Source organism: Pseudomonas cichorii (assembly GCF_003700275.1).
GTDB classification, from domain to species: domain Bacteria; phylum Pseudomonadota; class Gammaproteobacteria; order Pseudomonadales; family Pseudomonadaceae; genus Aquipseudomonas; species Aquipseudomonas cichorii_B.
Genome location: NZ_RBRE01000091.1, coordinates 132,248 through 156,093, shown reverse-complemented (window position 1 = coordinate 156,093; position 23,846 = coordinate 132,248). Strand labels below are relative to the sequence as shown.

General features: G+C 58.2%; 20 protein-coding genes and 1 tRNA gene. 12 read left to right on the top strand and 9 right to left on the bottom strand.

What is annotated here, in order from left to right; all coding sequences use genetic code 11:
• Positions 1-105: 105 nt before the first annotated feature.
• From ALQ04_RS24740 to ALQ04_RS24730, 3 genes are all read right to left on the bottom strand, one after another.
• Positions 106-1,101, bottom strand: coding sequence for a FecR family protein (locus ALQ04_RS24740; RefSeq protein WP_122318454.1), 996 nt, complete (start codon positions 1,099-1,101; stop codon positions 106-108).
• A gap of 121 nt (positions 1,102-1,222) precedes the next feature.
• Entirely contained in the window at positions 1,223-1,735 is a 513-nt protein-coding gene (locus ALQ04_RS24735; RefSeq protein ID WP_259645086.1) for a sigma-70 family RNA polymerase sigma factor, read from the bottom strand.
• Positions 1,736-1,891: 156 nt separating this feature from the next.
• A complete protein-coding gene (locus ALQ04_RS24730) occupies positions 1,892-3,517 on the bottom strand; it encodes an NADP-dependent glyceraldehyde-3-phosphate dehydrogenase (protein ID WP_122318450.1) in 1,626 nt (541 codons plus the stop codon).
• Positions 3,518-3,678: 161 nt separating this feature from the next.
• Here ALQ04_RS24730 and ALQ04_RS24725 point away from each other — a divergent pair.
• Together ALQ04_RS24725 and ALQ04_RS24720 are read left to right on the top strand one after the other, a co-directional pair.
• A tRNA-Asn gene (locus tag ALQ04_RS24725) sits at positions 3,679-3,754 on the top strand.
• A gap of 462 nt (positions 3,755-4,216) precedes the next feature.
• Positions 4,217-5,518 (top strand): Nramp family divalent metal transporter, encoded by a 1,302-nt coding sequence (locus tag ALQ04_RS24720; RefSeq protein ID WP_122318448.1) that lies wholly within the window; start codon positions 4,217-4,219, stop codon positions 5,516-5,518.
• A 54-nt stretch (positions 5,519-5,572) separates the two neighbouring features.
• Here ALQ04_RS24720 and ALQ04_RS24715 read toward each other — a convergent pair whose 3' ends face one another.
• Positions 5,573-5,959, bottom strand: a complete 387-nt coding sequence (locus ALQ04_RS24715; RefSeq protein ID WP_221033420.1) for a hypothetical protein — start codon at positions 5,957-5,959, stop codon at positions 5,573-5,575.
• Between the two features lie 514 nt (positions 5,960-6,473).
• Here ALQ04_RS24715 and ALQ04_RS24710 point away from each other — a divergent pair.
• Complete coding sequence (locus ALQ04_RS24710; protein WP_409077291.1) at positions 6,474-6,740, top strand: hypothetical protein; 267 nt, start codon at positions 6,474-6,476, stop codon at positions 6,738-6,740.
• A 78-nt stretch (positions 6,741-6,818) separates the two neighbouring features.
• On the opposite strand, the gene ALQ04_RS24705 is transcribed toward ALQ04_RS24710, so the two are convergent.
• The gene (locus ALQ04_RS24705; RefSeq protein WP_122318446.1) at positions 6,819-7,691 is read right to left on the bottom strand and encodes a LysR family transcriptional regulator; all 873 of its coding nucleotides are present in this window, start codon (positions 7,689-7,691) and stop codon (positions 6,819-6,821) included.
• A gap of 138 nt (positions 7,692-7,829) precedes the next feature.
• Between ALQ04_RS24705 and ALQ04_RS24700 the strand changes: the two genes are divergently transcribed.
• Positions 7,830-8,255, top strand: a complete 426-nt coding sequence (locus ALQ04_RS24700; RefSeq protein ID WP_122318444.1) for a VOC family protein — start codon at positions 7,830-7,832, stop codon at positions 8,253-8,255.
• Positions 8,256-8,350: 95 nt separating this feature from the next.
• Here the strand turns inward: ALQ04_RS24700 and mqo are convergent, their stop codons facing one another.
• Together mqo and ALQ04_RS24690 are read right to left on the bottom strand one after the other, a co-directional pair.
• The gene (gene mqo / locus ALQ04_RS24695; RefSeq protein ID WP_122318485.1) at positions 8,351-9,997 is read right to left on the bottom strand and encodes a malate dehydrogenase (quinone); all 1,647 of its coding nucleotides are present in this window, start codon (positions 9,995-9,997) and stop codon (positions 8,351-8,353) included.
• An 814-nt stretch (positions 9,998-10,811) separates the two neighbouring features.
• Entirely contained in the window at positions 10,812-11,306 is a 495-nt protein-coding gene (locus ALQ04_RS24690; RefSeq protein WP_122318443.1) for an Lrp/AsnC family transcriptional regulator, read from the bottom strand.
• 142 nt (positions 11,307-11,448) lie between these two features.
• Here ALQ04_RS24690 and ALQ04_RS24685 point away from each other — a divergent pair, with 142 nt between their 5' ends.
• From ALQ04_RS24685 to ALQ04_RS24665, 5 genes are all read left to right on the top strand, one after another.
• Complete coding sequence (locus ALQ04_RS24685; protein ID WP_221033419.1) at positions 11,449-12,399, top strand: DMT family transporter; 951 nt, start codon at positions 11,449-11,451, stop codon at positions 12,397-12,399.
• A 325-nt stretch (positions 12,400-12,724) separates the two neighbouring features.
• Positions 12,725-13,210, top strand: a complete 486-nt coding sequence (locus ALQ04_RS24680) for a cupin domain-containing protein (protein WP_122318441.1) — start codon at positions 12,725-12,727, stop codon at positions 13,208-13,210.
• 64 nt (positions 13,211-13,274) lie between these two features.
• Positions 13,275-13,958: a (2Fe-2S)-binding protein gene (locus ALQ04_RS24675; RefSeq protein ID WP_122318483.1), complete on the top strand. Its 684-nt coding sequence runs from the start codon at positions 13,275-13,277 to the stop codon at positions 13,956-13,958.
• A complete protein-coding gene (locus ALQ04_RS24670; RefSeq protein WP_122318439.1) occupies positions 13,958-14,953 on the top strand; it encodes a xanthine dehydrogenase family protein subunit M in 996 nt (331 codons plus the stop codon). Before ALQ04_RS24675 ends, ALQ04_RS24670 begins: the two co-directional genes overlap by 1 nt.
• The gene (locus tag ALQ04_RS24665) at positions 14,950-17,166 is read left to right on the top strand and encodes a xanthine dehydrogenase family protein molybdopterin-binding subunit (RefSeq protein WP_122318437.1); all 2,217 of its coding nucleotides are present in this window, start codon (positions 14,950-14,952) and stop codon (positions 17,164-17,166) included. The genes ALQ04_RS24670 and ALQ04_RS24665 overlap by 4 nt, the downstream gene beginning before the upstream one ends.
• Before the next feature lie 23 nt (positions 17,167-17,189).
• Here the strand turns inward: ALQ04_RS24665 and ALQ04_RS24660 are convergent, their stop codons facing one another.
• Positions 17,190-17,954 carry a carboxymuconolactone decarboxylase family protein gene (locus ALQ04_RS24660; protein WP_122318436.1) on the bottom strand — a complete coding sequence of 255 codons (765 nt, stop codon included), beginning with the start codon at positions 17,952-17,954 and terminating at the stop codon, positions 17,190-17,192.
• Complete coding sequence (locus ALQ04_RS24655) at positions 17,951-18,559, bottom strand: nucleotidyltransferase family protein (protein WP_122318434.1); 609 nt, start codon at positions 18,557-18,559, stop codon at positions 17,951-17,953. The genes ALQ04_RS24660 and ALQ04_RS24655 overlap by 4 nt, the downstream gene beginning before the upstream one ends.
• Before the next feature lie 392 nt (positions 18,560-18,951).
• Here ALQ04_RS24655 and ALQ04_RS24645 point away from each other — a divergent pair, with 392 nt between their 5' ends.
• From ALQ04_RS24645 to ALQ04_RS24635, 3 genes are all read left to right on the top strand, one after another.
• On the top strand, positions 18,952-19,566 hold the full coding sequence (locus tag ALQ04_RS24645) for a TetR/AcrR family transcriptional regulator (RefSeq protein ID WP_122318430.1): 615 nt from the start codon (positions 18,952-18,954) through the stop codon (positions 19,564-19,566).
• Positions 19,567-19,644: 78 nt separating this feature from the next.
• Positions 19,645-20,754 carry an efflux RND transporter periplasmic adaptor subunit gene (locus tag ALQ04_RS24640; protein WP_122318428.1) on the top strand — a complete coding sequence of 370 codons (1,110 nt, stop codon included), beginning with the start codon at positions 19,645-19,647 and terminating at the stop codon, positions 20,752-20,754.
• Positions 20,751-23,837, top strand: coding sequence for an efflux RND transporter permease subunit (locus ALQ04_RS24635; protein ID WP_122318426.1), 3,087 nt, complete (start codon positions 20,751-20,753; stop codon positions 23,835-23,837). Before ALQ04_RS24640 ends, ALQ04_RS24635 begins: the two co-directional genes overlap by 4 nt.
• Positions 23,838-23,846: the final 9 nt, after the last annotated feature.

Here is a 23,846-nt window from a genome sequence, read left to right as displayed (position 1 = left end):
TGTTGTCGAGGGTTACCACGTAGTAGTCAAAAAAATGCCGACTAATCTTTTATCCATGAATAAATAGACAGGCAGGTGTTTGAGTTTTCTGGCAGATGCCCGGCGTCAGCGCGAAATCACCAGCACCCAGGGTCCCCAGCCTTCAACCCTGGCGCCATGCGGTTGTGCCATGGCGCGCAGTGCCGCTTCCGGATTGCTGGTGTCGTAAACGCCGGTGATACGTTTTTCGGCCAGTTGCGGGTCTTTCAGCCAGAGGGTGGCGGGGAGATAGCGGCGCAGTTCATCCACGACATCGGCCATGCGTGCGTTGTCGGCGATCAACTGGCCGTTGCGCCAGGTAGCGATGCGGTTGGCTGGAATCGACTCCAGTCTTGTCTGGCCGTTGCTGCGGTTGAAGTCCAGTTGCTGGCCAGCGGTCAGGCCGGGGTTCAGGATTCGCGCCGAACCGCGCTCGGTGACTCTTACCGAGCCGTGCTGTACGCCGACTTCAATGTTCTTCGCTTCCAGATCGACATTGAATGCCGTACCGGTGACGGTAACGTCGAGATCCTGCGCCCGGACATTTAATGGCTTGCTGCGGTCAGGTTTGACTTCAAAGAAGGCTTGTCCGCACAGCAGCCGGATATCGCGGCGGGTGGCGGTGAATTCGAAGGCAATGGCGCTGTTGCTGTCGAGCACGGCACGGCTGCCGTCCGGCAGGCGAATTTCACGACGTTCGTTGGCGGCGGTCTGCACGTCCGCTTGCAGGGCGATGTTCAGGCTGGGCCCCACTGCTGCGACCAGGCAGGCGGCCAGCGCTGCGCCGATGGCCCACCTCAGGGTGCGTCGGCGCCTTGGCCGGGCGGCGATGTGAGGATGGGGCGCGAACTCTGTCGCCGCGGGTGGAATCGGAGGCCACTTGTGAGCCGTTGCAGGCGCGAGTTGGCCGGTCAGGTTCCAGACGTGCTCGGCCTTGAGCAAGGCTTCGGCGTTTTCCGGTGCAGCCTGTTGCCAGTCCAGCAGTTCGGCCTGCAAGCGAGCGTCGTCGGGTGCCTGCCGGGCACGCAGCAGCCAATCCAGGGCAATGTCCAGACGGGCTTGACGAGGTTCGGCTTGCGGCATGTCCGGCAAGGCTCCAGCGGTAGAAAAGGCGTGAGAGGTTCGCACACTATGGCGCGCTTCTGCAAAAGACGTTTGGTCCGCGTTTTTTTTCAGATTTTCTTCAGAATTAGTTGAATGACCTTCACGCATTGCCCCGCTCCAGTCGGGCTGCACAGTGACTCAGCGCGTCATGCACCAGCTGGTGGGCGAGTCCGACCGAGATGCCCAGAGCGCCTGCGACCTGTTGCAGGGTATAGCCTCCCAGGCGATGCATCTCGAAGGCCATGCGGGTTCGTTCCGGCAATTGGGTCAAGGCATCCGAGACTTGCTGCAGCTCGTCATGGCTGACGGCTTCCTGCTCGGGAGAGGCGGTGCTTGCCGGTAATTCTGCCAACAGAGAGTCACCATCTGGCTGGCGCTTTTCGGTAGCCATGCTGCGCGTCAGATCCAACGCCAGATTACGTACGATGCGGTATAGATAGCCAACCGGGTGATCGATGGTGGTGTCTTGAGTGTGGCGCCCATTGAAGCGCAACCAGGCTTCCTGGACCACATCTTCGGCGCGAGCACGGCAGCCTACGATGGGCGCGGCATAGTCCACCAGGGCAGAGCGATGCGCCATATAAAGGTCGAGTTTGCTGGCGGACGAATCCACGGGGGTGAGTGCTCGGATCGCGTGGGAAGGTGCGACATGTCCTGCCCGAAAGTGCGCATGCTACCTGTTTTCGATAATCATTATCAAATGCGATCAATGTCTTTCTGCCATCTCGAATCAGGAGCGCAGAAATGCACTGCGCCCCTGATTGCGGTTTCAGAAGATGTAGTCCGTGGTCAGGAAACTGGATTCGCGATTGCGGATGATGTCGCTGATCAGTGCCTTATTGCTTTCCTGGAATCTGGTCGCCACCAGGGTACGGATCGAGAACACCCGCAAGGCATCGTGAACCGACAGGGTGCCCTCGGCCGAGTTCTTGCGCCCATTGAATGGATACTGGTCGGGACCACGCTGGCACTGGGCGTTGATATTGATCCGGCCGACCTGATTGGCGAAGGCATCAACCAGTTTGCCGACCTGGGTCGAGTCGTTGCCGAAAATGCTCAGTTGCTGGCCGAAATCGGAGTCCAGCACGTAATCGATCACGGTTTGCAGGTCGCGATAGCTAACCACCGGAACCACAGGTCCGAACTGCTCTTCATGATAGACACGCATTTCGGCGGTCACGGGATACAGCAGGGCAGGGTAGAAGAAGGTTTCGCTGACTTCGCCACCGCCTTCATTGACGACTCGCGCGCCTTTATCGATGGCATCGGCGACCAGGCCTTGCAGGTAGTCGGTCTTGCCCGGCTCAGGCAGTGGTGTAAGGGATACGCCAGCTTCCCACGGCATCCCCGGTTTCAGTTGCGCCAGTTTCTGCTGGAATTTCTCCAGGAAACCGTCCACCACATCTTCATGCACGAAGAGGATCTTCAAGGCCGTACAACGCTGCCCATTGAACGACAGTGATCCGGTTACCGACTCGTTGACGGCGTTATCCAGATCCACATCGGGCAGCACAATGCCGGGGTTTTTCGCATCCAGTCCTAACGCGGCGCGCAGACGGTGAGGGCGCGGATGCAGCTTTTTCAGATCGCTGGCGGCCTTGTTGGTGCCGATAAAAGCGAAGATGTCGATCTTGCCTGTTGCCATCAAGGCACTGACCGTTTCCCGACCACGCCCGTAGATCACGTTGATGACTCCGGCCGGGAAGCTGTCCCGGAACGCTTCGAGCAACGGACGAATCAGCAGCACGCCGAACTTCGCGGATTTGAAGACCACGGTATTGCCCATGATCAGCGCTGGAATGAGCGTGGTGAAGGTTTCGTTCAGCGGATAGTTGTAAGGCCCCATGCACAGCGTCACGCCCAGCGGTACGCGGCGGATCTGGCCCAGCGTGTCCTGTTCCAGCTCGAAACGGCTGGAGCGCCGGTCGAGTTCTTTCAGGGCATTGATGGTGTCGACGATGTAATCGCAGGTGCGGTCGAATTCCTTTTCCGAATCCTTGAGATTCTTGCCGATTTCCCACATCAGCAGATTGACCACCGCCCGACGCTGCTCGCGCATGCGCTTGAGGAAAGCCTCGACATGCTGGATGCGTTCCACTACGCGCATCGTCGGCCAGCGACCCTGACCGCGATCATAGGCCTGCACCGCCGCGTCGAGGGCGGTCATGGCGGTTTCCGCATCCAGCAATGGCGTACTGCCCAGAATCACCGGCTCAAGCCCCGTTTCACTTCTCAGGCAAACCGGACTGCGCACCGGAGCAAGCGGGCCAGGCCATGATTGCAGGACGCCATTGACCAGATACTCACGCTGCTCGATGGCCGGGCCTGGGCGGTACTGCTCGGGAATGTCCTCAGTGGCAGGGAACAGCGTTTCAAGACGGTTATCCTGGGTCATCTCGTTCTCCTCTCTGTGAAAAAGCGTTGCGGGGCAAGCGAATACACTACGCCACAGCAAACCAGCGACGAAACCCTCATCCCGCAACTGCCTGTTTATCATCAACATTTTTTAAAAATGGCGCTTGACTTCCCTGTTTTAGGCAGTAATATAGCGCTCATTCCGCGATAGCTCAGTTGGTAGAGCAAGTGACTGTTAATCACTGGGTCCCTGGTTCGAGTCCAGGTCGTGGAGCCAGAATTTCATGATGTAAATCAAGGTCTTGTGCAGCTCTCGCTGAAAGCAAAAACCAATGACAATACATAGGTCATTGGGCTTTCAGAAGCAGAACAGCACAAGGCCTTTTTTTACATCTGGAAAAAAGTCGCATCCCTCCGCTTTTACATCACTGCCAATCTGGGCGCGTTCTGCGCCGATGGCAATCTTCGTGACACCTTGTCTTAGTCCTGACCGGTCATCCTATGACCATGCGAAAGGATGACACCAACGCCTGTTTTTCTCCGTTAATGCATGCACGCAACCTGACTGGTTTTCCCGCCTGATAGGGCTGCATGTGCTGAGAAACCTCACCTGATCTGCTGGTCACCACAGTGTTGAAACATTTATAAATAAATTTCCCCCGAGAAATGTTGTACGACGTCTCATCAGTTGTGTTCGACTGCCGTGGATCTAACAAAAACAATAATGGAGATACCCTCTATGACAAGCATTCCTTCCGTGGAAGGTCAGGCAGCCGGGCGCGCACAAAATCGATTTTCACGAATGCTCAAGCTATTGGGGCCCGGTGTCATCGCCGTACTGTCCTGGCTAGGTGCGGGTGACCTGATTACGTCGTCCGTCGCGGGGGCGAACTACGGTTACGCGATGATGTGGGTGTTGGCGGTCTCTCTGCTTCTGAGATACCTGATCGTAAACATCATTGCTCGCTTCCAGTTGTGCAATAACCAGGGCATGACGATCCTTCAGGGCTATGCGCAACTGAATCCCTTCTTTGCCTGGTTCATGCTCGTCTATGCCTTGCTGATGGGGCATTTGATGAATGCCTACATGATCAAGGGGGCGGGTGAGTCGCTGGCGATGCTGTTCAAGATCGACCATCCACTGCTCTGTTCGGTCGCGGTGGTGCTGGCTGTCTGGATGCTGGTCGGTCGCAACATCTACTCGATGATCGAAGGCGTGATGAAGCTGCTGCTGGCGGTCATGACTCTGGCCTTTATCGCCCTGGCTGTGATGTCCGGCCCGGATGTCGTGGGTATCGTCAAAGGCACCGTTGGTTTCAGTATCCCGCCGGATGAAGGCGTGCATGGCGCGCTGTTGGTTGCGGTATCGGTTATCGGCGCGGTTGCAGGCTCCATTGCAAACTTCGTGCATCCGTATGTCATGCGCCAAAAGGGTTGGGTAGGGCCACAGCACAAGCGTGTTCAACGTAACGATTTATTATTTGCGGTGTGCGTCGGGATCATCATCAACCTGGCTATCTGGATTGTCGGCGCGGAAATTCTGCGGCCCAACGGCATCGAAGTGAAAACCCTGGGTGACCTGGGCAAGGCGCTGGAAATCTTCTTTGGTCCGATTGGCTGGTACGTGTTCTTCATCGGCGTATTCGCGACCCTGTTTGCCAGTATTTCAGGAAAGACCACTGCATTTCCGATGCTGATTACCGATGCACTCCAGCACGTTCTTCCTGCACGTCGCGACAAGTACGGTAAAGAGTTTCATCATGACCCGATGCATAAATGGTTCATGTTGTTCATCCTGGTGACGCCATTGATCTGGTCGCTGCCTGGAATGCCGGATTTCGTGACCTTGACCATTGGCGTCAGTGCGCTGAACATCATTGGCTTGCCGGTCATTTCATTGGGCCTGTTGATCATGTCCAACCAGAAGTCGCTGCTGGACAAGAAATATCGCAACAACCTGTTTGAAAATATCGCATTGCTCTTCGCTACATGTCTGGCGTTGTGGGTTGCTTTCCAACTGGGTGTCGATCTGTTTAGCTGATACTGAATCGCCGGAGAGGCTCATTGCCTCTTCGGCGGTTAGTGTTCAATGAGTTCAGGGATAGACCTGCTCTTCTCCATCGGCGTACATCATGATCACTTTCTGGCCGCCATAATGGATCGTGACTTCCGGCCGCCATGCCTCGGCAGGCGGTATCACAGCCTTTGCCATGACATTACAGGTTTCCTTGATGTTGCACCGGCGGATGGCAATGCGTAGGACTTCGCCTTCGATCCTGAAGTCGATACCCGGTGAATGGAACAGGCTTTCTGGCGGCATCGAATATTGAATCTTCAACCGGTCCTCTGCGGTACGCGAAAGCTGGACGGGGCTTACAGAGTCTCGTGCGTAACCCGAGAGCAGTGTTGATTCTGCCCAGGTTGTCAGCGGCAGAATCGCAAGAAGTATTGCCCGGAAAGTGAATGTCCTGCCTGAAGTCATCGTTGACTGCTCCGATAATCATCTGAATCGCCACTCCCGGCATTTGATTTTCAGCTCTTTCGAGAGGCGGATTTTATAAACAATGCTGAACGTGTCCCTGGGGATTTTCCAATAGAACACCCGTACTATGTATGTCTCGATGGTGAGTGTGTTATTCAAGGCTTTCGGGCTTTACATGGATTTATAATTATGTCCTGGCTTTATGCTGCAAGTAATGATGCTCTCAAGCTTCAGCTTAGCTGTCATATGTTGCCGTTTGGTGACGGTGTAGCATAAATGCATGGGTCGAGATTGAGTTGCTGTAGACGCTGTGAAACCGGATTAATGGTTTTTCTTGCTTTGATGCTTTTTAGGGTTTTTTACCAATAATCAAGTTAAGTTTTATTCATGTATTGCCCTGTATCACTTGAACTAATAAAGGCGATACATTCTCCCCCGGCAGGCAGCTCTGCCAGCAAGTGATCAAAGCCTTACTCGCATTCACTCGATATTTTTACTCTCAAGAGGAAGCATCATGAGCGGAGTAACAGGTAAGTCCGTATTGAAAAAGCTTGTCGTGACAACGGTTGCCGTTATCGGTCTGCAAGGCATGGCCTTCGCTGCCGACAGCCTGCAGCCCGTATCTGCGAAGCAGGGGGCGTATACCGTGGCTCAGGACGCAGTTAAAGTCGGTGGCAAGGACTCCAGGGCCGTGCCCATGCAGGTTGCAGGCCGGCTGAGCAGTGGTTTACGCATCAATACCGCTTGCGACGACGGTCTTCCATGCCCGCCTCGCGGTTGAGGCTTCAAGTGTGAAGGTTGCAGTCGCCCAGTGATTGGTGCGACTGCAACACCATTTACAAGGCAACACTACCCGCCATCATCTCTCCTGAACCCGTCCCTCAACCAGTCCGATCAACATCCTCACCGGCTCGCTCAACTGCTCCCCGGCCCGATGCACCAGCCCTACGTCACGATGAAAGGTATGCGCCCCCAGTTCCAGGGCGCGCACTTCGGCTGGCCATTGCCGGTGGTCGGCGGTCTGTGGCACCAGTGCGACGCCAACGCCATTGGCGACCAGCTTGATGATGGCTTCCAGTTCGTCCAGCTCGCAGGTTTCGCGCAAGGTGAAGTGCATCTGGCGCAGGAAGCGGTCGACCTGTCTTCCACCGAAAGAGCTGCGGTCGTAGCGGATCAGCGGCTGGGTGGAGAGCAGTTCGACCCAGTCATCGCCGGGTAGCTCGCTCGGCACGATCAGGCGATAGGGTTCGCTGGCCAGGGCAGTCCAGCGCAGGTCGCTTTGCAGGGCGAATGGCGGACGGATGATGGCGGCCATGTCAATCTCGCCGGCATCCACCAGGTTGAGCAGTTGCATGGATACGCCGGGTATCACGCGAGTGCGGCATTGCGGCCATTGGCGGTGGAAGGCTGCCAGTGCGTCGGGCAGCAACGAGCGCTGCACCGAAGCAATTGCACCGATGTTGAGCAGTACGCTTTCGGGCTGGCCCGGTGCGGTCGAGCCAAGGTTGTTGTACAGGCGGATCAGTTCCTGGGCTTGCAGAAGGGTTTGATGCCCCATTCTGTTGAGATGTGCCGAGCGGCCCTTGCGCTCGAACAACTGAAAGCCAAGTTCGGCTTCCAGGCGCTGCATTTGTGCGCTTACTGCGGCCTGGGTGAGGCCGATCCGGTTGCCGGCTGCGGCAAAGGTGCCTTCCTGGGCGACGGCGACCAGGGTCTTCAGTTCGCGAATCATTGATAAATCTCTTTTGTGAATCTGAGAAATATATATTGATTTTATTAGTGGGTCGCGGCTTCTATGATTTCTCCAGCATTCAAGCGGCAGCGAGCATCCGTCTCTCTGCTGATAAAACCAAAAGCCTGGAGTTTGCCGATGAGTCTTTCCCCCTTTCACCTTGCGATCCCCGTCTACGACCTTGCGGCTGCGCGCGCCTTTTACGGCCAGGTATTTGGCCTGGAGGAGGGTCGTTCCAGTGAGCATTGGGTCGATTTCAATTTCTACGGCCATCAACTGGTGATTCACGAAGCGCCCAAGAACGCTGTGCAGGAAAGTGCTCACAGCAATCCGGTGGACGGTCATGATGTGCCCGTTCCGCACTTTGGCATCGTGCTGCAGTGGGAGCAGTGGGAGGCTTTGGCCGAACGTTTGAAGTCGTTCGAGACCCGTTTCGTGATCGAACCTTACATTCGCTTCAAGGGGCAGGTGGGTGAGCAGGCGACCATGTTTCTGCTTGATCCTTGCGCGAATGCGCTGGAGTTCAAGGCGTTCAAGGACATGAGCCAGTTGTTTGCGAAGTAGGAATGTTGCGAGGAAGGAGGGCAGTGCGGTAACGCGGTATTTTTCTCTGCTTCAAGAAAAAGCCCCATCAAACCAGGTTTGATGGGGCTTTGGCATTACAGCGCCATGTCAGTCGCTGCGTTGCTTTCGCGTGGCTTGGCGGGAGTGGCCGCCGGAGCCGCTGCTGCGGGTGCTGCAGCGCCAACAGCTGGTGGCGCTGGCAGTTGCAGAACTTCGCTGGTGTAAGCCCATTCCTTGGCAACCATCTCAGGATGGTCGTTCAGCTTGGTGCCGTAGCTCGGGATGATCTGGTGCAGCTTTTCCTGCCAGGCAGGGGTTGCAACCTTGTCCTTGAAGATCTTTTCCAGGACGCCCAGCATGATCGGAGCTGCGGTGGATGCACCTGGCGATGCGCCCAGCAGGCCGGCAAGGCTGTTGTCCTTGGAGCTGACAATCTCGGTACCCAGTTTCAGGACGCCGCCTTTCTCTTCGTCACGCTTGATGATCTGTACGCGCTGGCCTGCTTGCCACAGACGCCAGTCTTCTTTCTTGGCGTTAGGGAAGTATTCCTTCAGGGCCGCGAAGCGATCGTCATCCGACTGCATGAGCTGACCGGCAAGGTACTCGACCAGCGGGTACTCTTTGATGCCGACTTTGGTCATTGGCCAGATGTTGTGCGTGGTGGTGCTGGTCAGCAGGTCCAGGTAAGAGCCTTGTTTCAGGAACTTCGTGGAGAAGGTCGCGAATGGGCCAAACAGGATGACGCGCTTGCCGTCCAGGACACGGGTGTCCAGGTGCGGAACCGACATCGGAGGTGCGCCAACCGAAGCCTGGCCATAGGCCTTGGCCATGTGCATGTCAGCGATCTGTGGGTTTTCGGTCACGAGGAACGAGCCGCCAACAGGGAAGGCACCGTATTCCTTGGCTTCAGGAATGCCCGACTTCTGCAGCAGGTGCAGGGCACCGCCGCCAGCGCCGATGAACACGAACTTGGCGTCGGTTTCGGTTTCCTTGCCGTCTTTCAGGTTCTTGTACGAAACGCGCCACGAGCCATCGGCATTACGCTTGATGTCTTCGACTTCGCTCGACAGTTGCAGATTGAAGTTAGGCTGGTTTTTCAGGTGGCCGACGAACTGGCGAGTGATTTCGCCGAAGTTCACGTCAGTACCGATCGGAGTCCAGGTAGCCGCGATTTTCTGGTTCGGGTCACGCCCTTCCATCATCAGCGGAACCCACTTCTTGATCTGTTCCTGATCTTCGGAGTACTGCATGGCGCTGAACAGCGGGTTGACCTTCAAGGCATCATAGCGCTTTTTCAGGAACGCAATGTTCTTGTCGCCCCACAGGAAGCTCATGTGCGGTGTGTAGTTGATGAACGAACGCGGGTTTTTCAACACGCCGTTCTTGACCTGCCATGCCCAGAACTGACGGGAGATCTGGAAGGACTCGTTGATTTCGATGGCCTTGGTGACATCGATCTTGCCGTCTTTTTCTGGCGTGTAGTTCAGCTCGGCCAGAGCAGAGTGACCAGTACCGGCGTTGTTCCAGCCGTTCGAGCTTTCCTGGGCGACACCGTCAAGACGCTCAACCATTTCGATCGACCAGCCCGGCTCCAGCTCATTGAGCCAGATGCCCAGGGTCGAACTCATGATTCCCCCCCCGATGAGCAGAACGTCTACCTTTTTTGCCTCAGCCGCATGCAAGGGCATGAGACCCATCGACATAGCCAGGCCCAGTAGAGCCGTGTTCACTTTTTTCAACATACTGTGATCCATATGATTAACGCCATCCGCCCTCTACTGCAGCTCATGGACGCCAGGGTGTGTCGTATGCGACAAACTCTCGCACCCACAAGGACTAGAGGTGGACATACAAGGCCAATACAATAACGCTTTAGACCTCACTTTCTATGTCCTCCTGCGCTGACTTCTTATCATCATTGGCTTCAGCGGCTTGAGTGACACATAGTTCTGTTGGTATGGCTTTGCAGGCAGAAAAAATCATCTGCCTCAATGCAAGCGATACCCATCAGCTTCCTCACGGAGCTCCGACGCGGGGTCGGTGCGCATGGACACGTCTGTGGTGTCCTTTGTCCGTCATCAAGGCTGCCGCGACATGCTCCGGTGACCTGCGTGTCATAAGCTCGTCATCGTCAGATCTGGCGAGCGCGCGCATGCTGCCACTTTCTGTCGAGCGCTCCAAGTCGGCGATGACGTGGCATTTTCGCATAATGTAAGCCTCGGGTGCGAGGTGCCATCACGGTCTAGAGCCTTATCCTGCCTACGCTGTCGTGCCCGATGTAATCCAGAAACTGCTTTTTGCGACCCTTAATCCGGAAAATGAGCACCTTTTCCGGCAATTGATAGCAAGCTAAATATTACAAAATGTATCTGGTTTGGCTGCTCAAGCAGGGAGTCGAGCCGTTGCTCAACAGCATTTCTTCTCCCTTCGAGTAGTCAGCAGACATCACTCTCTGTTGTTTTCGGCCTGTGTGGCCTGAAGTTTAGCGCTGCATTATGGCCTGAAGATCCTTTCTGGAAGCTTGCAGCGAGGCTGATCGGTGAGCGTCGATAAGGATTACCTGGGCTCGGCAAGTGTCAGCCCGTTGGGCGGCAGTGGCAGGGCTGTTTTGTAAAGCACCTGCTTTAAGGCAAAGCTGGAGCGAATGTTTGCGACGCCGGGAATCTTTGACAGATGATCCAGAATGAATCGCTCCAGATCCTGGATATTGGCCACCAGAATGCGCAACAGGTAATCGGCGTCCCCGGTCATCAGGTAGCACTCCATCACTTCCGGACGATCAGCTACGGCCTGCTCGAACACCTTGAGTGCGCCTTCGATCTGCTTTTCCAGGCTGACATGGATGAAGACATTGAGGTGCAGGCCCAATACCTGAGGATCGAGCAGGGTCACCTGACCCTTGATCAGGCCCGCTTCTTCCATTGCCTTGACCCGGTTGAAGCAGGGCGTGGGTGACAGGTTTACCGAGCGGCCCAGGTCTGCATTGGTGATGCCGGCGTCCAGCTGCAGGCTGTTCAGAATGCTGATATCGGTTCGATCCAGTTTTTTCAAAAGAATAAACCTCTGCAAAATCTCAATTTTGCAGAGATTACATCTTTGATTTGCTGAATTGATAGCCAAGAAGGGAGAAACTTTCTCCCTGTACGCCACGTAAAATTTTTCCCTCGAAACGCGCTTCCATGAGGGGAAGAACATGCCGGACGCAAGCAAGCACAATACGATGGCCAGTGGAGCTGCCCATTCGCAAAGTCTGGTGACTTCTCCCAAGGCCAAGGGCGTGCTGCTGCTGATCATGGCGATCCTGATCTGGGGCGCCAACTGGCCGGTGATGAAGGCCGGCCTTGAGCATGTCACTCCGGTCTGGTTTTCCACCTTGCGCTTTGCTTCCGGCGCAGCCTGCCTGTTTGCCTTGCAGGTAGTGACCGGAAAACTGCGATTGCCCACACGTCAGGACCTGCCGTTGATCCTGAGTGTCGGCCTGCTGCAAATGCTCACTTTCACTGTGCTCGGCGCGATTGCCATGACTCAGGTTCCGGCTGGCCGCTCTGCCGTGCTGGCCTACACCACGCCGCTGTGGGTAACGCCCATCGCGGTCATGTTCCTGCGGGAAAAGCTCTCCACGCGCCAGTTGATCGGAACACTGCTGGGCGGCCTGGGAGTCTGTGTGCTGTTCAACCCATTGACCCTGGACTGGGACAATGGTGACTTGGTCAAAGCCAACCTGATGCTGTTGGCCGCTTCATTTTGCTGGGCCATGTGCATCCTGCATCTGCGCTATTCCAGAAGCACGACCAGTGCCTACCAGTTGGCGCCCTGGCAAATGCTGGTGGCGACCGTGCCCTTGATCGCCCTGGCTTACTTCATTGAAGGGCCGTTCACCGGCGATGGCTCCAGAACCTTGTGGGAGATCATGATTTTCATGGGCCCGCTGGCCACGGCGTTCTGCTTTTGCGCAGTCAATGCCGCCAGCATGTGGCTTTCAAGCACCAGCATGTCGACAGCGATGCTCGGCGTGCCGGTGGTAGGGCTGTTGATGTCGGTGATCTTCATGGGCGAGCAACTGACCCTGCCGCTGATTGCCGGGATCATGGCAATTATCGGCGGCATCCTGATCGTGACGGTCAAGCGCCCGGCATCGGCCTGATGCATTCATGATTCTGATTCATGGCCGTTAGTCGATTTCAGCGATTAATCCTCAGCGTTTTCAATTGCTAGATTGAGCCGTGCCGCTCGAACGTAGCGGCATTGATGTTCCGCCTGTCGCGCACCTGTTGCCTGTCAGTGCCGGACAAACCACCAGCCTTTGCTGGCTTCGGTTCCATTGCCCCATGACTTGAGACCTGGCTCTGCGCCCGGCTGCCTTCAGAACGGTTGAACTTTCAACCTTCGGGTGAGTTAAACACTTATCTGTCCGGCAAAACGTCATGTCTCAACGGGGCGCTCATCCTGTTCTCGAGGGAGGACTGCAATTGAAAAAGCTTGCAGCAACAGCGCTTTCACTTTCACTTCTGGCCGCCGAGGCTCATAGCGAGACGAGCCCGACTCTGACTGTCACGCAAAACGGTTCCCAGCCTTCGGTCAAGGGGCCGACGGATTACTTCACCGGCCAGGTGCGTGTAGACGCACCTTTCAAAGGCACCGGCAACGCCCGCGTCAGTGGTGCCACGGTGACCTTCGAGCCGGGCGCACGCACGGCCTGGCATACCCATCCGCTGGGCCAGACGCTGATCGTGACTGCCGGTACCGGGCTGGTTCAGGAGGAGGGCAAGCCGATCAAGCGCATTCGACCTGGCGACACGGTATGGATACCGCCTCATGTCAGGCATTGGCATGGCGCGACTGCGACAACCGGTATGACACACATTGCCATTGCCGAAACCCTGGATGGCAAGGTTGTCGACTGGATGCAACAGGTCAGCGAGCAAGAGTATGGCAAGGCGGCTGACCTTGAATAAATGCCCGTCGCAGATATGACAGTGACGGCTACAAAGGGCTATCAAGGCCCAAACGGTGATCCTGATGAACAGAACCAAGACGCATGAAGAACACGCACAAGAAGAAGCAGATACGCTGCACGCGGTAGAGCCTTCGAGACGTAACTTCCTGAAGTTCGGTGTATCCGGTATCGCCGCAGCGACGATTTCCACCTGGATACCGCCGCAGGCTGCGATAGCTCAGACCCAGCCTGCGCCCGTGGTGAGTGATACCGATGCGCCGGGTGCGGGCGAGCAACGGATACGTCTGCAGGTCAATGGCCAGTTCCACACGATGAATGTTCCGGCCAACGCCATTCTGCTCGACGTCCTGCGTGACCGTTTGCAGTTGAGCGGGACCAAGAAGGGCTGCGATCACGGCCAATGTGGCGCTTGTACCTTGCTGGTCAACGGAGTGGCGATCAACTCCTGCCTGTCCATCGCCGTGCAGCATGAAGGCGACGAGATCACCACCATCGAAGGCCTGGCCGAAAATGGTCAGTTGCATCCGGTTCAGGAGGCTTTCTGGGAGCATGACGCTTATCAGTGCGGTTATTGCACCTCGGGGCAGATCATGAGTGCCGTAGCCCTGCTCAAGGACCCGAATATCGCGGCAGACGATGCCAGTGTCAGAGAAGCCATGAGCGGCAATATCTGTCGCTGCGGTGCCTACAAGAACATCCTGGCGGCGGTTCAGTCCGCACGTGAAAAGATGGGGAGGGCGGTCTGATGCGCACCTTTGATTATGCGCGGGCAGCTTCGCCCGCCCAGGCCATCCTCAGTGCTGCCGGGCAGGGCCAGCGTTTCTATCTGGCCGGCGGCACCACGCTGCTGGATCTGGTCAAGCTGGACGTCATGCAGCCAGAACAACTGGTGGACATCAATCGTCTGGACCTCAAGCAGGTCGAGCTGCTGGCCGATGGCCGGGTGCGTGTCGGTGCACTGGTCAGCAATACCGATCTTGCCAATCATGCGCTGATACGCGAGCGTTATCCGCTACTGTCGCAGGCGCTTCTGGCCGGCGCGTCGACCCAGTTGCGCAACAAGGCCACGACTGCCGGAAACATCATGCAGCGGGTACGCTGCAACTATTTTCGCGACGGCGTATCAGCGTGCAACAAGCGTCAGCCCGGCTCTGGGTGTGCCGCCATTGGTGGCCTGAACCGCAGTGTGCATGCGGTGCTGGGCACCAGCGAACATTGCATTGCCACGCACCCCTCGGACATGTGCGTTGCGATGGCCGCGATTGGTGCGCAGGTGACGGTGCAGGATTCGTCCGGTACGCGCGAAATCGGCTTTGCCGACTTCCATCTGCTGCCCGGTGACACGCCATGGCGTGAACATGCACTGGCTGCTCATGAACTGATCACCCATGTGACTCTGGATGCGCCGCTGCAAGGCAGTCGTTCCTCCTATCTCAAGTTGCGTGATCGCACTTCGTATCAGTTTGCCCTGGCTTCCAGCGCGGTGATTCTGGTCATGGACGGAACGCGAATCGTCGATGCGCGTATCGCCCTGGGCGGAGTGGGTACCAAGCCGTGGCGTGCCGTCGACGCCGAGCAGGTGCTGATCGGTCAGCAGGCGACTGCGCAGACCTTCGAGCAGGTGGCCGAACGCGCCATGGCGGGCTCTCGTGCCTACGAGCACAACGCCTTCAAGATCCCGCTCGGTCGACAGGTCATCATTCGCAACCTTCGTGACCTTACGGCCCAGGAGTTCTCATGAGCGAATCCATCATCGGCACCCCGCAACGTCGGATCGACGGGCGGCAGAAGGTCAGCGGCACAGCGCGTTATGCGGCCGATCATCCCATGGACGGCCTGCTCTATGCCTATGGCGTCTACAGCAACATTGCCAGCGGACGTATCCGCGTCATTCACGACGATCAGGCCCGGGCCATGCAGGGAGTCGTGGAAGTCCTGCATCACAACAATTTCCCCAGACTGCATCGCACGCCTGATGCGGCCATGAGCTTCGCCACGATCCTGACCGCGAGCAAGGCGGACGAGCATCGTCTGCCTTTTGAAGATGATCAGGTTTATTACCCCGGGCAATTCGTGGCGCTGGTGGTGGCGGACAGTTTCGAGCACGCAAGGGCGGCGGCCTATCGGGTACAGGTCGAGTATGAAGCTGCCGAGCCGATCAAGAGCCTGAGTGAAGGCTTGCGCGTGCATGGCTCGCGCGATGGTGGCGCTGGGCATGCCCGTGGCAAGCCGGACGAAGCTTATGCCGCGGCGGCCAGGCAGGTGGATCAGACCTACACCACGCCAGTGGAAACCCACAACCCCATGGAAATGCATGCTTCGACGGCTTATTGGCACGAAGGCAAACTGTATCTCTACGAAAGCAGCCAGGGCGTGGTCAACCATCGCAATCTGCTGGCCAATGTCTTTGACCTGTCGCCTGACCGGGTAGAGGTACGTGCCCCGTTCATCGGTTCTGGCTTTGGCTCGAAGCTCTGGCCCTGGCCGCATTCGATCGCGGCCTGTGCGGCGGCGAAAGCCACTGGCCGCCCCGTGCAACTGATGCTGCCCCGCGCGCAGATGTTCACTACCGTAGGGCACCGTCCCGAAACCCGGCAGCGTCTGCGTCTGGCCACCGATGATTCCGGGAAGCTGGTTTCGATCCGTCATGAGTCCTGCAACAGCACATCGACCCTCGATTCATACACCGAAACCTGCGGCGGCGTGACCCGCAGTCTTTATTCCTGTCCGAACGTGCTGGTCAGCCACAAGAACAGCCCGGTCAACCGCGGCACGCCGACTTCCATGCGTGCACCCGGTGCCGCTCCGGGGTTGTTTGCACTGGAATCGGCCATCGATGAAATGGCTCTGGCCCAGGGCATGGACCCGCTTGCCTTTCGCAAGCTGAACCTGGCCAGCAAGGATGAAAGCGTCGATCTGCCCTGGTCCAGCAATCACTTGCCCGAAGCTATCGATCAGGCCGCCGAACGTTTTGGCTGGGACAACCGCAATGCCGCCATCGGTTCGATGCGTGACGGTGATGAAATCATCGGCTACGGCATGGGCGCCTGTAACTGGGAGGCCTTCCAGGTACCGGCCGAAGCGCGGGTGATCATTCGTGCCGATGGCAGCGCTCTGGCCCAGTGCGGACTTCAGGATATCGGCACGGGAACCTACACCATCGTGGCCCAGACCATCAGCCAGTTGACCGGTTTGCCTCTTGATCGTATTGAAGTCGAGCTGGGCAGCTCAGCCTTTCCTGCCGGCCCGGTATCCGGCGGCTCATGGGTGACTGCGAGCATCATGCCGGCCATCGCCGGTGCCACTCGCGAGGCCCTGGGCAAGCTACGGCAATATGCCGTGGCAGAAGGCGCGCCGTTTGCGGGCGAAGATGCCGAAACGCTTGAGGTAGAGAGCGGCCAGTTGGTAAAGGGTGATCGACGTGTGAGTTTCAGCGCTCTTCTCGAGCAACAACGCCTGGCCCGTGCCGAGGGCAATTATCACAGCGAAATGGCCAAGGCCGACCAGTATTCCTTTCGCTCCTTTGGCGTGCATTTTGTCGAGGTTCGCTGGGATCCGGGCATCTCTCACCTGCGGGTGTCCCGAGTGGTGAGTGCCATCGATGTCGGCAAGGTGGTCAATCCACTGGCTGCGCGCAATCAGGTCGAGGGTGCGATTGTGATGGGCATCGGCATGGCCTTGTTCGAGGCTGCAGAATACGACCCCCGCAACGGTCTGCCTGCCAACAACAACTACGCCGAGTATGTGGTGCCGGTGCATGCCGATCAGCCCGATATCGACGTCACCTTGCTCGATTATCCGGATTACAACCTCAGCGAATTTGGTGCGCGTGGCATTGGTGAAATCGGTGTGACAGGGCTTGCGGCGGCAGTGGCCAATGCGGTTTATCACGCCACCGGCAAGCGTATTCGCAGCCTGCCGATTACCAAGGAGAAACTGATGGCAGGGCTTTGAGCCCTGCCAGTGCTTGCCGGTGCTCAGCCCTTGCGTGACTCGATCACTTCCTTGAGGACCGGTACGGCCGACATCGCTTTTGGCCAGCCGGCATAGAAGGCCAGGTGCGTGACCACTTCCGAAGCCTGAGCCTGGGTCAGACCGTTATCCATGGCCCGGTTCAGGTGAAAAGGCAGTTGCGCCGACTGGTTCTGGGTGATGAGCGCTGCCACAGTGACAAGGCTGCGGTCCCGGGGTGTAAGGTCGGTATGTCGCCACAGGTCGCCAAACAGAACGTCGTTGGTGTAATTGGCAAGATCCGGTGCCACGCTGCCGACGGCTTCATCGACCCGTTGCCGACGCTGGATCTCGCTGTCCTTGTCCAGGGTCAGTCGCTCTTTCGAGGCTTGGGTCTGCTCGGCGCTGATGCCTCTTTCGGCAAATACCTTTTTCGCCACCGCTGCCGCTGACATTGCGTTGGGCCAGCCGCTGTAGAACGCAAGGTGAGTGATCAGGGCACTGATCTCGGCGGGTTTCAGGTCGTTGTCCAGACCCAGGTTTATATGGCCGGTCATCTGCGCCGTCTGCCCGCCTGCCAGCAGAGAGGCAAGGGTAATCAGGCTGCGGTCGCGTGGCGCAAGGTCCTTGCGTTTCCAGACCTCGGCAAACAACAGGTCTGTGGTGTAGCTATATAGTTGCGGCGTGACTGCCAGCACATCCGCAGAAGGCTTGGGGTCTGGCCTGGGTGCGTCCTGACCGGCTTCGGCCATCGAGCAGGCAAGAAAGGTCGCAGCGGCTAAATGCTTCATGGTGGGCTTCCCTGAATTTTTCGTTGGAGTTGCAATGCAGCGGGCGTATCGGCATCGCGTACGGTGCCGGCATCATCTGTTGGCACGACGTCGCAACGCTCAGGGTTGGCGGCAAGCAGTGCCCGTGCGCCCTGATCGCCTTCGAGCGACAGCAGTTCTGGCCAGAACTGGCGGCCGATGATGACCGGGTGCCCGCGTTGTCCTTCATGCAGTGGCAAGGCCATGCGCTGTGGATCGGCTATTTGCCCAAGGTTGCGCAAGGTCTTCGCTTGCAGCCATGGCATGTCGGCGAGAAGGATTGCGACCGCACTGGCCGGTGTGTGCATCAAGGCCTGGATGCCGCTGGCCAGGCTATGCCCCATGCCCAGATCGGCCTGCTCACTGCGTACGATCTTGATATCGTGTGCGATCCCCAGAGCTTGCGTGTCGTCATCGCCGCGCAATACCACCCAGACTTCAGGAAAGGCTTGCCGGCTGGTGTCGATGCAGGTTTGCAGCATATTGCGCCCATCGGGCAACAATGCCTGACGCTTGTCGCCAGCAAAGCGCTTGCTGCGGCCGGCCGCCAGAATGAGGCCTATTACATAAGGTGCAGATTGATTCATCCGGAGCCTTTCAGGGCAGGAGCGGGGTTTGTTCAGGCATCATAGGGGATCGTCCGGGGTTCATTAAGCTCAGCAGCAGGATGAAGTCATGAGTCTTATTCATGAATCTCCCAAACCCGTATCGGTGAGGGCGAATTCATTCGCGAACAGGCTCTCATCAGGCTTTGTACGAAAAGTGGCTATGCTCGGTGATGCTGCGTTAAAAACAGGTTCGGAATGCTCATTTACAATTCGTAAAGTCGAGCGCGACTCCGACCGTTCCTCGCCTGTTTTTGCCTTGCCTGACCTTCGCTCGCCGACTTTTCGTACAGAGCCTAACAGAATTCGATTGTGACCCAATTACAGTATGGTCACTTGTTGTCAATCAGGATCACGCAAGCTAAGCTGGAAAAATGACTGAAAATATCACTACATCCCCTGCACGCGGTCCTTCTGACCACAGCGTTCGTGACCAGATCGTCGAGGCTGCCACCCAGCACTTCGGCCACTATGGTTATGAGAAGACCACCGTGTCTGACCTGGCCAGGTCCATCGGCTTTTCCAAGGCCTATATCTACAAGTTCTTCGATTCCAAGCAAGCCATCGGCGAGGTGATCTGCGCTAACCGGTTGGCGGCCATCATGGAGATCGTCGATGCAGCCATCGTCGATGCACCGACCGCTTCGGAAAAGCTGCGTCGAATGTTCAAGGCGTTGGTGGAAGCGGGCAGCCAGCTGTTTTTCCAGGATCGCAAGCTATATGACATTGCTGCCGCTTCAGCCAGCGAGCGCTGGCCTTCGGCGGTCAGGCACGAAGCGCAGCTGCGACAACTGATTCTGGACGTGGTCCGGGAAGGCCGGGAAGCCGGAGAGTTCGAGCGCAAGACGCCGCTGGATGAGGTGGCGAATGCCATTTGCCTGGTAATGCGCCCCTACATCAGCCCTGTGTTGCTGCAGTACAGCCTGGATCTGGCGGAAGAGGCTGCAGTCTACCTTTCGGCATTGATCCTGCGCAGCATGGCGCCATAATCAGGATTGTGACTATTGACTTAATTGGTCACTAGAATGAGAATCTGGCTCTAGATACCCATCAGAGTCAGTGATCCCATGTCCCGTCGCCTACCTGCTGCCGTTGCCATCTGTCTATTATCTCTCGTCCTGGCGGCGTGCGGCGACGCTTCCATCGCCCATGACCCCCGTACGCAAAAGCCTGTGGTCAGGGTCGCCAGCGTGCAGGATTCAACGGATATTTCACGCTCTTTCACCGGCGTGGTCGCTGCGCGGATTCAGAGCGACCTTGGTTTTCGCGTCTCGGGCAAGGTGCTTGAGCGTCTGGTCGATACCGGCCAGAGCGTCAGGAAAGGTCAGCCACTGATGCGCATCGATCCGGTCGATCTCGGCCTGCAGGCGCAAGCGCAGCAAGAGGCAGTGACCGCTGCGCGTGCGCGGGCCAGGCAGGCTATCGATGACGAAGCGCGCTATCGCAATCTGGTCGCCAGTGGTGCTGTTTCGGCCTCGACCTACGATCAGTTCAAGGCGGCTGCCGACTCCGCCAAGGCGCAACTCAGTGCCGCGCAGGCCCAGGCCAATGTGGCGCAAAACGCCACAGGCTATGCGGTCCTGCTGGCCGATGCCGACGGTGTCGTGGTGGAAACCCTGGCCGAGCCCGGTCAGGTGGTCAGTGCCGGGCAAGCTGTAGTCAGACTGGCGCGTGCCGGGCTGCGCGAGGCCATCGTGCATCTGCCCGAGACGCTACGCCCGACCGTCGGCTCCGTTGCTCAGGCCACTTTGTATGGCAATAGCCTCAACAGCGTGCCGGCCAGATTGCGCCTGCTTTCCGATGCGGCCGATCCGCTGACCCGCACTTTCGAGGCCCGGTATGTACTTGAAGGCGCGCTGGCCAGCGCTCCGCTGGGCGCGACGGTCAGCCTGCAGATCGCCGATGGTGCGGCGCACAGCCAGGCGCTGCAGGTGCCGATCGGTGCGCTGTACGATCCTGGCAATGGTTCGGGGGTGTGGATCGTTTCCGGCAAGCCCGCCAAGGTGAGCTGGCGGCCGGTTCAGGTGCTGGCCCTGCATGACGATGTGGTGCGGGTAAGCGGTGACCTCAAGGCTGGCGAGCAGGTGGTAGCACTGGGTGCTCATTTGCTGCATGACGGCGATCAGGTCTTGCCGGGCGCTGCGCTCGAAGCCACTGTCGCCGGGAGCCAGCCATGAGCGAGGGACGTTTCAATCTGTCGGCGCTCGCGGTCCGTGAGCGCTCCATTACCCTGTTCCTGATCTTTCTGATCTCCGCTGCCGGCATCCTGGCGTTCTTCGGGCTTGGACGGGCGGAGGACCCGCCGTTCACGGTCAAGCAGATGACGATAATCACCGCCTGGCCCGGTGCTACCGCGCAGGAAATGCAGGACCAGATCGCCGAGCCGCTGGAAAAGCGCATGCAGGAATTGCGCTGGTACGACCGCACGGAAACCTACACTCGCCCCGGCATGGCTTTCACCATGGTCTCACTGCTCGATAGCACGCCACCTGCGCAAGTGCAGGAAGAGTTCTATCAGGCGCGCAAGAAGCTCGATGACGAAGCCAAACTCTTGCCTGCCGGTGTCATCGGCCCGCTGGTCAACGACGAGTTTTCGGATGTGACCTTCGCACTGTTCGCCCTCAAGGCCAAGGGCGAGCCGCAGCGACTATTGGTGCGCGATGCCGAGTCCCTGCGCCAGCGCTTGCTGCATGTGCCGGGAGTGAAAAAGGTCAATATCATTGGCGAGCAGGCCGAACGTATCTTCGTGTCGTTCTCCCATGATCGTCTTGCCACGCTGGGGATTGCCCCTCAGGAAATCTTTGCAGCGCTGAACAACCAGAACGTGTTGACGCCTGCGGGCTCGATCGAAACCCTGGGGCCACAGGTCTTTCTGCGCCTGGATGGCGCTTTCGACAAACTGAAAAAAATCCGTGATACACCGATTTCAGTGCAGGGCCGCACCCTGAAACTGTCGGACGTGGCAACGGTCGAGCGCGGCTATGAAGACCCATCGACCTTCATGGTGCGCAACAACGGCGAGCCGGCCTTGTTACTGGGCATTGTGATGCGCGAAGGCTGGAACGGCCTGGACCTGGGCAAGGCCCTCGACGCCGAAACGACCAGAATCAACCAGGGCATGCCGCTGGGCATGACGCTGAGCAAAGTCTCCGACCAGTCGGTGAACATCAATTCGTCGGTCGGCGAGTTCATGGTCAAGTTCTTCATCGCGCTGCTGGTGGTCATGCTGGTGTGTTTCTTCAGCATGGGCTGGCGGGTCGGCGTGGTGGTCGCGGCAGCCGTGCCGTTGACGCTGGCGGTGGTGTTCGTGGTGATGGCAGCCACCGGCAAGAGTTTCGACCGTATTACCCTGGGTTCATTGATTCTGGCCCTGGGACTGCTGGTCGACGACGCGATCATTGCCATTGAAATGATGGTGGTGAAAATGGAGGAGGGCTACAGCCGTATCGCGGCTTCGGCCTATGCCTGGAGCCATACCGCGGCGCCCATGCTCTCCGGAACCCTGGTGACAGCCATCGGCTTCATGCCCAACGGTTTTGCCCAGTCGACGGCGGGCGAGTACACCAGCAACATGTTCTGGATTGTTGGTATCGCCCTGATCGCTTCCTGGGTCGTCGCGGTGGCGTTCACGCCTTATCTGGGCGTAAAGCTGCTGCCGGAACTCAAGCAGATCGAGGGTGGCCACGAAGCCATCTACAACACGCCCAACTACAACCGTTTCCGCAGGATTCTGACCCGCGTCATTGCCCGCAAGTGGCTGGTAGCCGGCACCGTGATCGGTACCTTCGTGGTCGCCGTGCTCGGCATGGGACTGGTCAAGAAGCAGTTCTTTCCGACCTCTGACCGTCCTGAGGTGCTGGTCGAAGTGCAAATGCCTTACGGAACCTCTATCGAGCAGACCAGTGCAGCAACGGCCAAGGTTGAGGGGTGGTTGCAAAAGCAGGAAGAGGCCCGGGTTGTCACGGCTTACATTGGTCAGGGCGCGCCGCGCTTCTTCCTGGCGATGTCGCCGGAACTGCCCGATCCATCGTTCGCCAAGGTGGTGGTGCTGACCGCCAGCCAGGAGGAACGTGAAACGCTCAAGTTGCGTCTGCGCCAGGCGGTGGCCGAAGGGCTGGCCCCCGAAGCGCGGGTTCGGGTCGCGCAACTGGTGTTCGGTCCTTATTCGCCGTTCCCGGTCGCGTATCGCGTGAGCGGCCCCGATCCTGCGAAGTTGCGCGAGATCGCCGCGCAGATGCAGAGCGTGTTGCAGGCGAGCCCATTGTTGAGGACCGTCAACAGCGACTGGGGCCCACTCGTGCCGACCCTGCATTTTTCCCTGGATCAGGACCGCTTGCAGGCGGTAGGCCTGACCTCCAGTGCCGTTGCGCAACAGTTGCAGTTCCTGCTCACCGGAACGCCGATCACTGCCGTTCGCGAGGATATTCGCTCGGTACAGGTGGTCGGTCGTGCTGCTGGCGATATCCGCCTCGATCCGGCGAAGATTGCCGGTTTCACTCTGGTGGGTTCTGCCGGGCAGCGGATTCCGCTTTCCCAGGTCGGCGATGTCGATGTGCGAATGGAAGATCCCGTCCTGCGACGTCGCGACCGGACAGCGACCATAACCGTGCGTGGCGATACTGCCGAAGGCTTGCAGCCGCCGGACGTATCCAGCGTGGTCCTGAAACAGCTGCAACCGATTATCGACACGCTTCCCGATGGCTACCGGATCGTGGAGGCGGGTTCGAGCGAAGAGTCGGGCAAGGCCAGCAAGGCGATGTTGCCGCTGTTCCCCATCATGATCGCCATGACGTTGCTGATCATCATCCTGCAGGTGCGCTCGATGTCGGCGATGGTCATGGTGTTCATGACCGCACCACTGGGCTTGATCGGCGTGGTGCCGACCCTGTTGCTGTTCCAGCAGCCGTTCGGCATCAATGCCCTGGTCGGACTGATCGCGCTATCGGGCATCCTGATGCGCAATACGCTGATCCTCATCGGCCAGATCCAGGACAACAAGGAACAAGGGCTTGAGCCATTCCGGGCGGTGGTCGAAGCCACCGTGCAGCGTGCTCGCCCGGTGCTGCTGACGGCGCTGGCGGCCATCCTCGCCTTTATCCCGCTGACCCACTCGGTGTTCTGGGGAACGCTGGCCTACACCCTGATCGGCGGCACCCTGGGCGGTACCGTCATGACGCTGGTGTTCCTGCCGGCCATGTATGCCATCTGGTACCGGATCCGGCCCGATGGCGAGGCAGCCGCAAAGGCGCAGCAGGCCTGAGCAGGCGAC

Bases quoted from the DNA above. Each gene is read 5' to 3' on its own strand.
- ALQ04_RS24740 (WP_122318454.1), bottom strand. From the start codon at position 1,101: ATGCCGCAAGCCGAACCTCGTCAAGCCCGTCTGGACATTGCCCTGGAT.
- ALQ04_RS24730 (WP_122318450.1), bottom strand. From the start codon at position 3,517: ATGACCCAGGATAACCGTCTTGAAACGCTGTTCCCTGCCACTGAGGAC.
- ALQ04_RS24720 (WP_122318448.1), top strand. From the start codon at position 4,217: ATGACAAGCATTCCTTCCGTGGAAGGTCAGGCAGCCGGGCGCGCACAA.
- ALQ04_RS24715 (WP_221033420.1), bottom strand. From the start codon at position 5,959: ATGACTTCAGGCAGGACATTCACTTTCCGGGCAATACTTCTTGCGATT.
- ALQ04_RS24710 (WP_409077291.1), top strand. From the start codon at position 6,474: ATGAGCGGAGTAACAGGTAAGTCCGTATTGAAAAAGCTTGTCGTGACA.
- ALQ04_RS24705 (WP_122318446.1), bottom strand. From the start codon at position 7,691: ATGATTCGCGAACTGAAGACCCTGGTCGCCGTCGCCCAGGAAGGCACC.
- ALQ04_RS24700 (WP_122318444.1), top strand. From the start codon at position 7,830: ATGAGTCTTTCCCCCTTTCACCTTGCGATCCCCGTCTACGACCTTGCG.
- mqo (WP_122318485.1), bottom strand. From the start codon at position 9,997: ATGTTGAAAAAAGTGAACACGGCTCTACTGGGCCTGGCTATGTCGATG.
- ALQ04_RS24685 (WP_221033419.1), top strand. From the start codon at position 11,449: ATGCCGGACGCAAGCAAGCACAATACGATGGCCAGTGGAGCTGCCCAT.
- ALQ04_RS24675 (WP_122318483.1), top strand. From the start codon at position 13,275: ATGAACAGAACCAAGACGCATGAAGAACACGCACAAGAAGAAGCAGAT.
- ALQ04_RS24670 (WP_122318439.1), top strand. From the start codon at position 13,958: ATGCGCACCTTTGATTATGCGCGGGCAGCTTCGCCCGCCCAGGCCATC.
- ALQ04_RS24665 (WP_122318437.1), top strand. From the start codon at position 14,950: ATGAGCGAATCCATCATCGGCACCCCGCAACGTCGGATCGACGGGCGG.
- ALQ04_RS24660 (WP_122318436.1), bottom strand. From the start codon at position 17,954: ATGAAGCATTTAGCCGCTGCGACCTTTCTTGCCTGCTCGATGGCCGAA.
- ALQ04_RS24655 (WP_122318434.1), bottom strand. From the start codon at position 18,559: ATGAATCAATCTGCACCTTATGTAATAGGCCTCATTCTGGCGGCCGGC.
- ALQ04_RS24645 (WP_122318430.1), top strand. From the start codon at position 18,952: ATGACTGAAAATATCACTACATCCCCTGCACGCGGTCCTTCTGACCAC.
- ALQ04_RS24640 (WP_122318428.1), top strand. From the start codon at position 19,645: ATGTCCCGTCGCCTACCTGCTGCCGTTGCCATCTGTCTATTATCTCTC.
- ALQ04_RS24635 (WP_122318426.1), top strand. From the start codon at position 20,751: ATGAGCGAGGGACGTTTCAATCTGTCGGCGCTCGCGGTCCGTGAGCGC.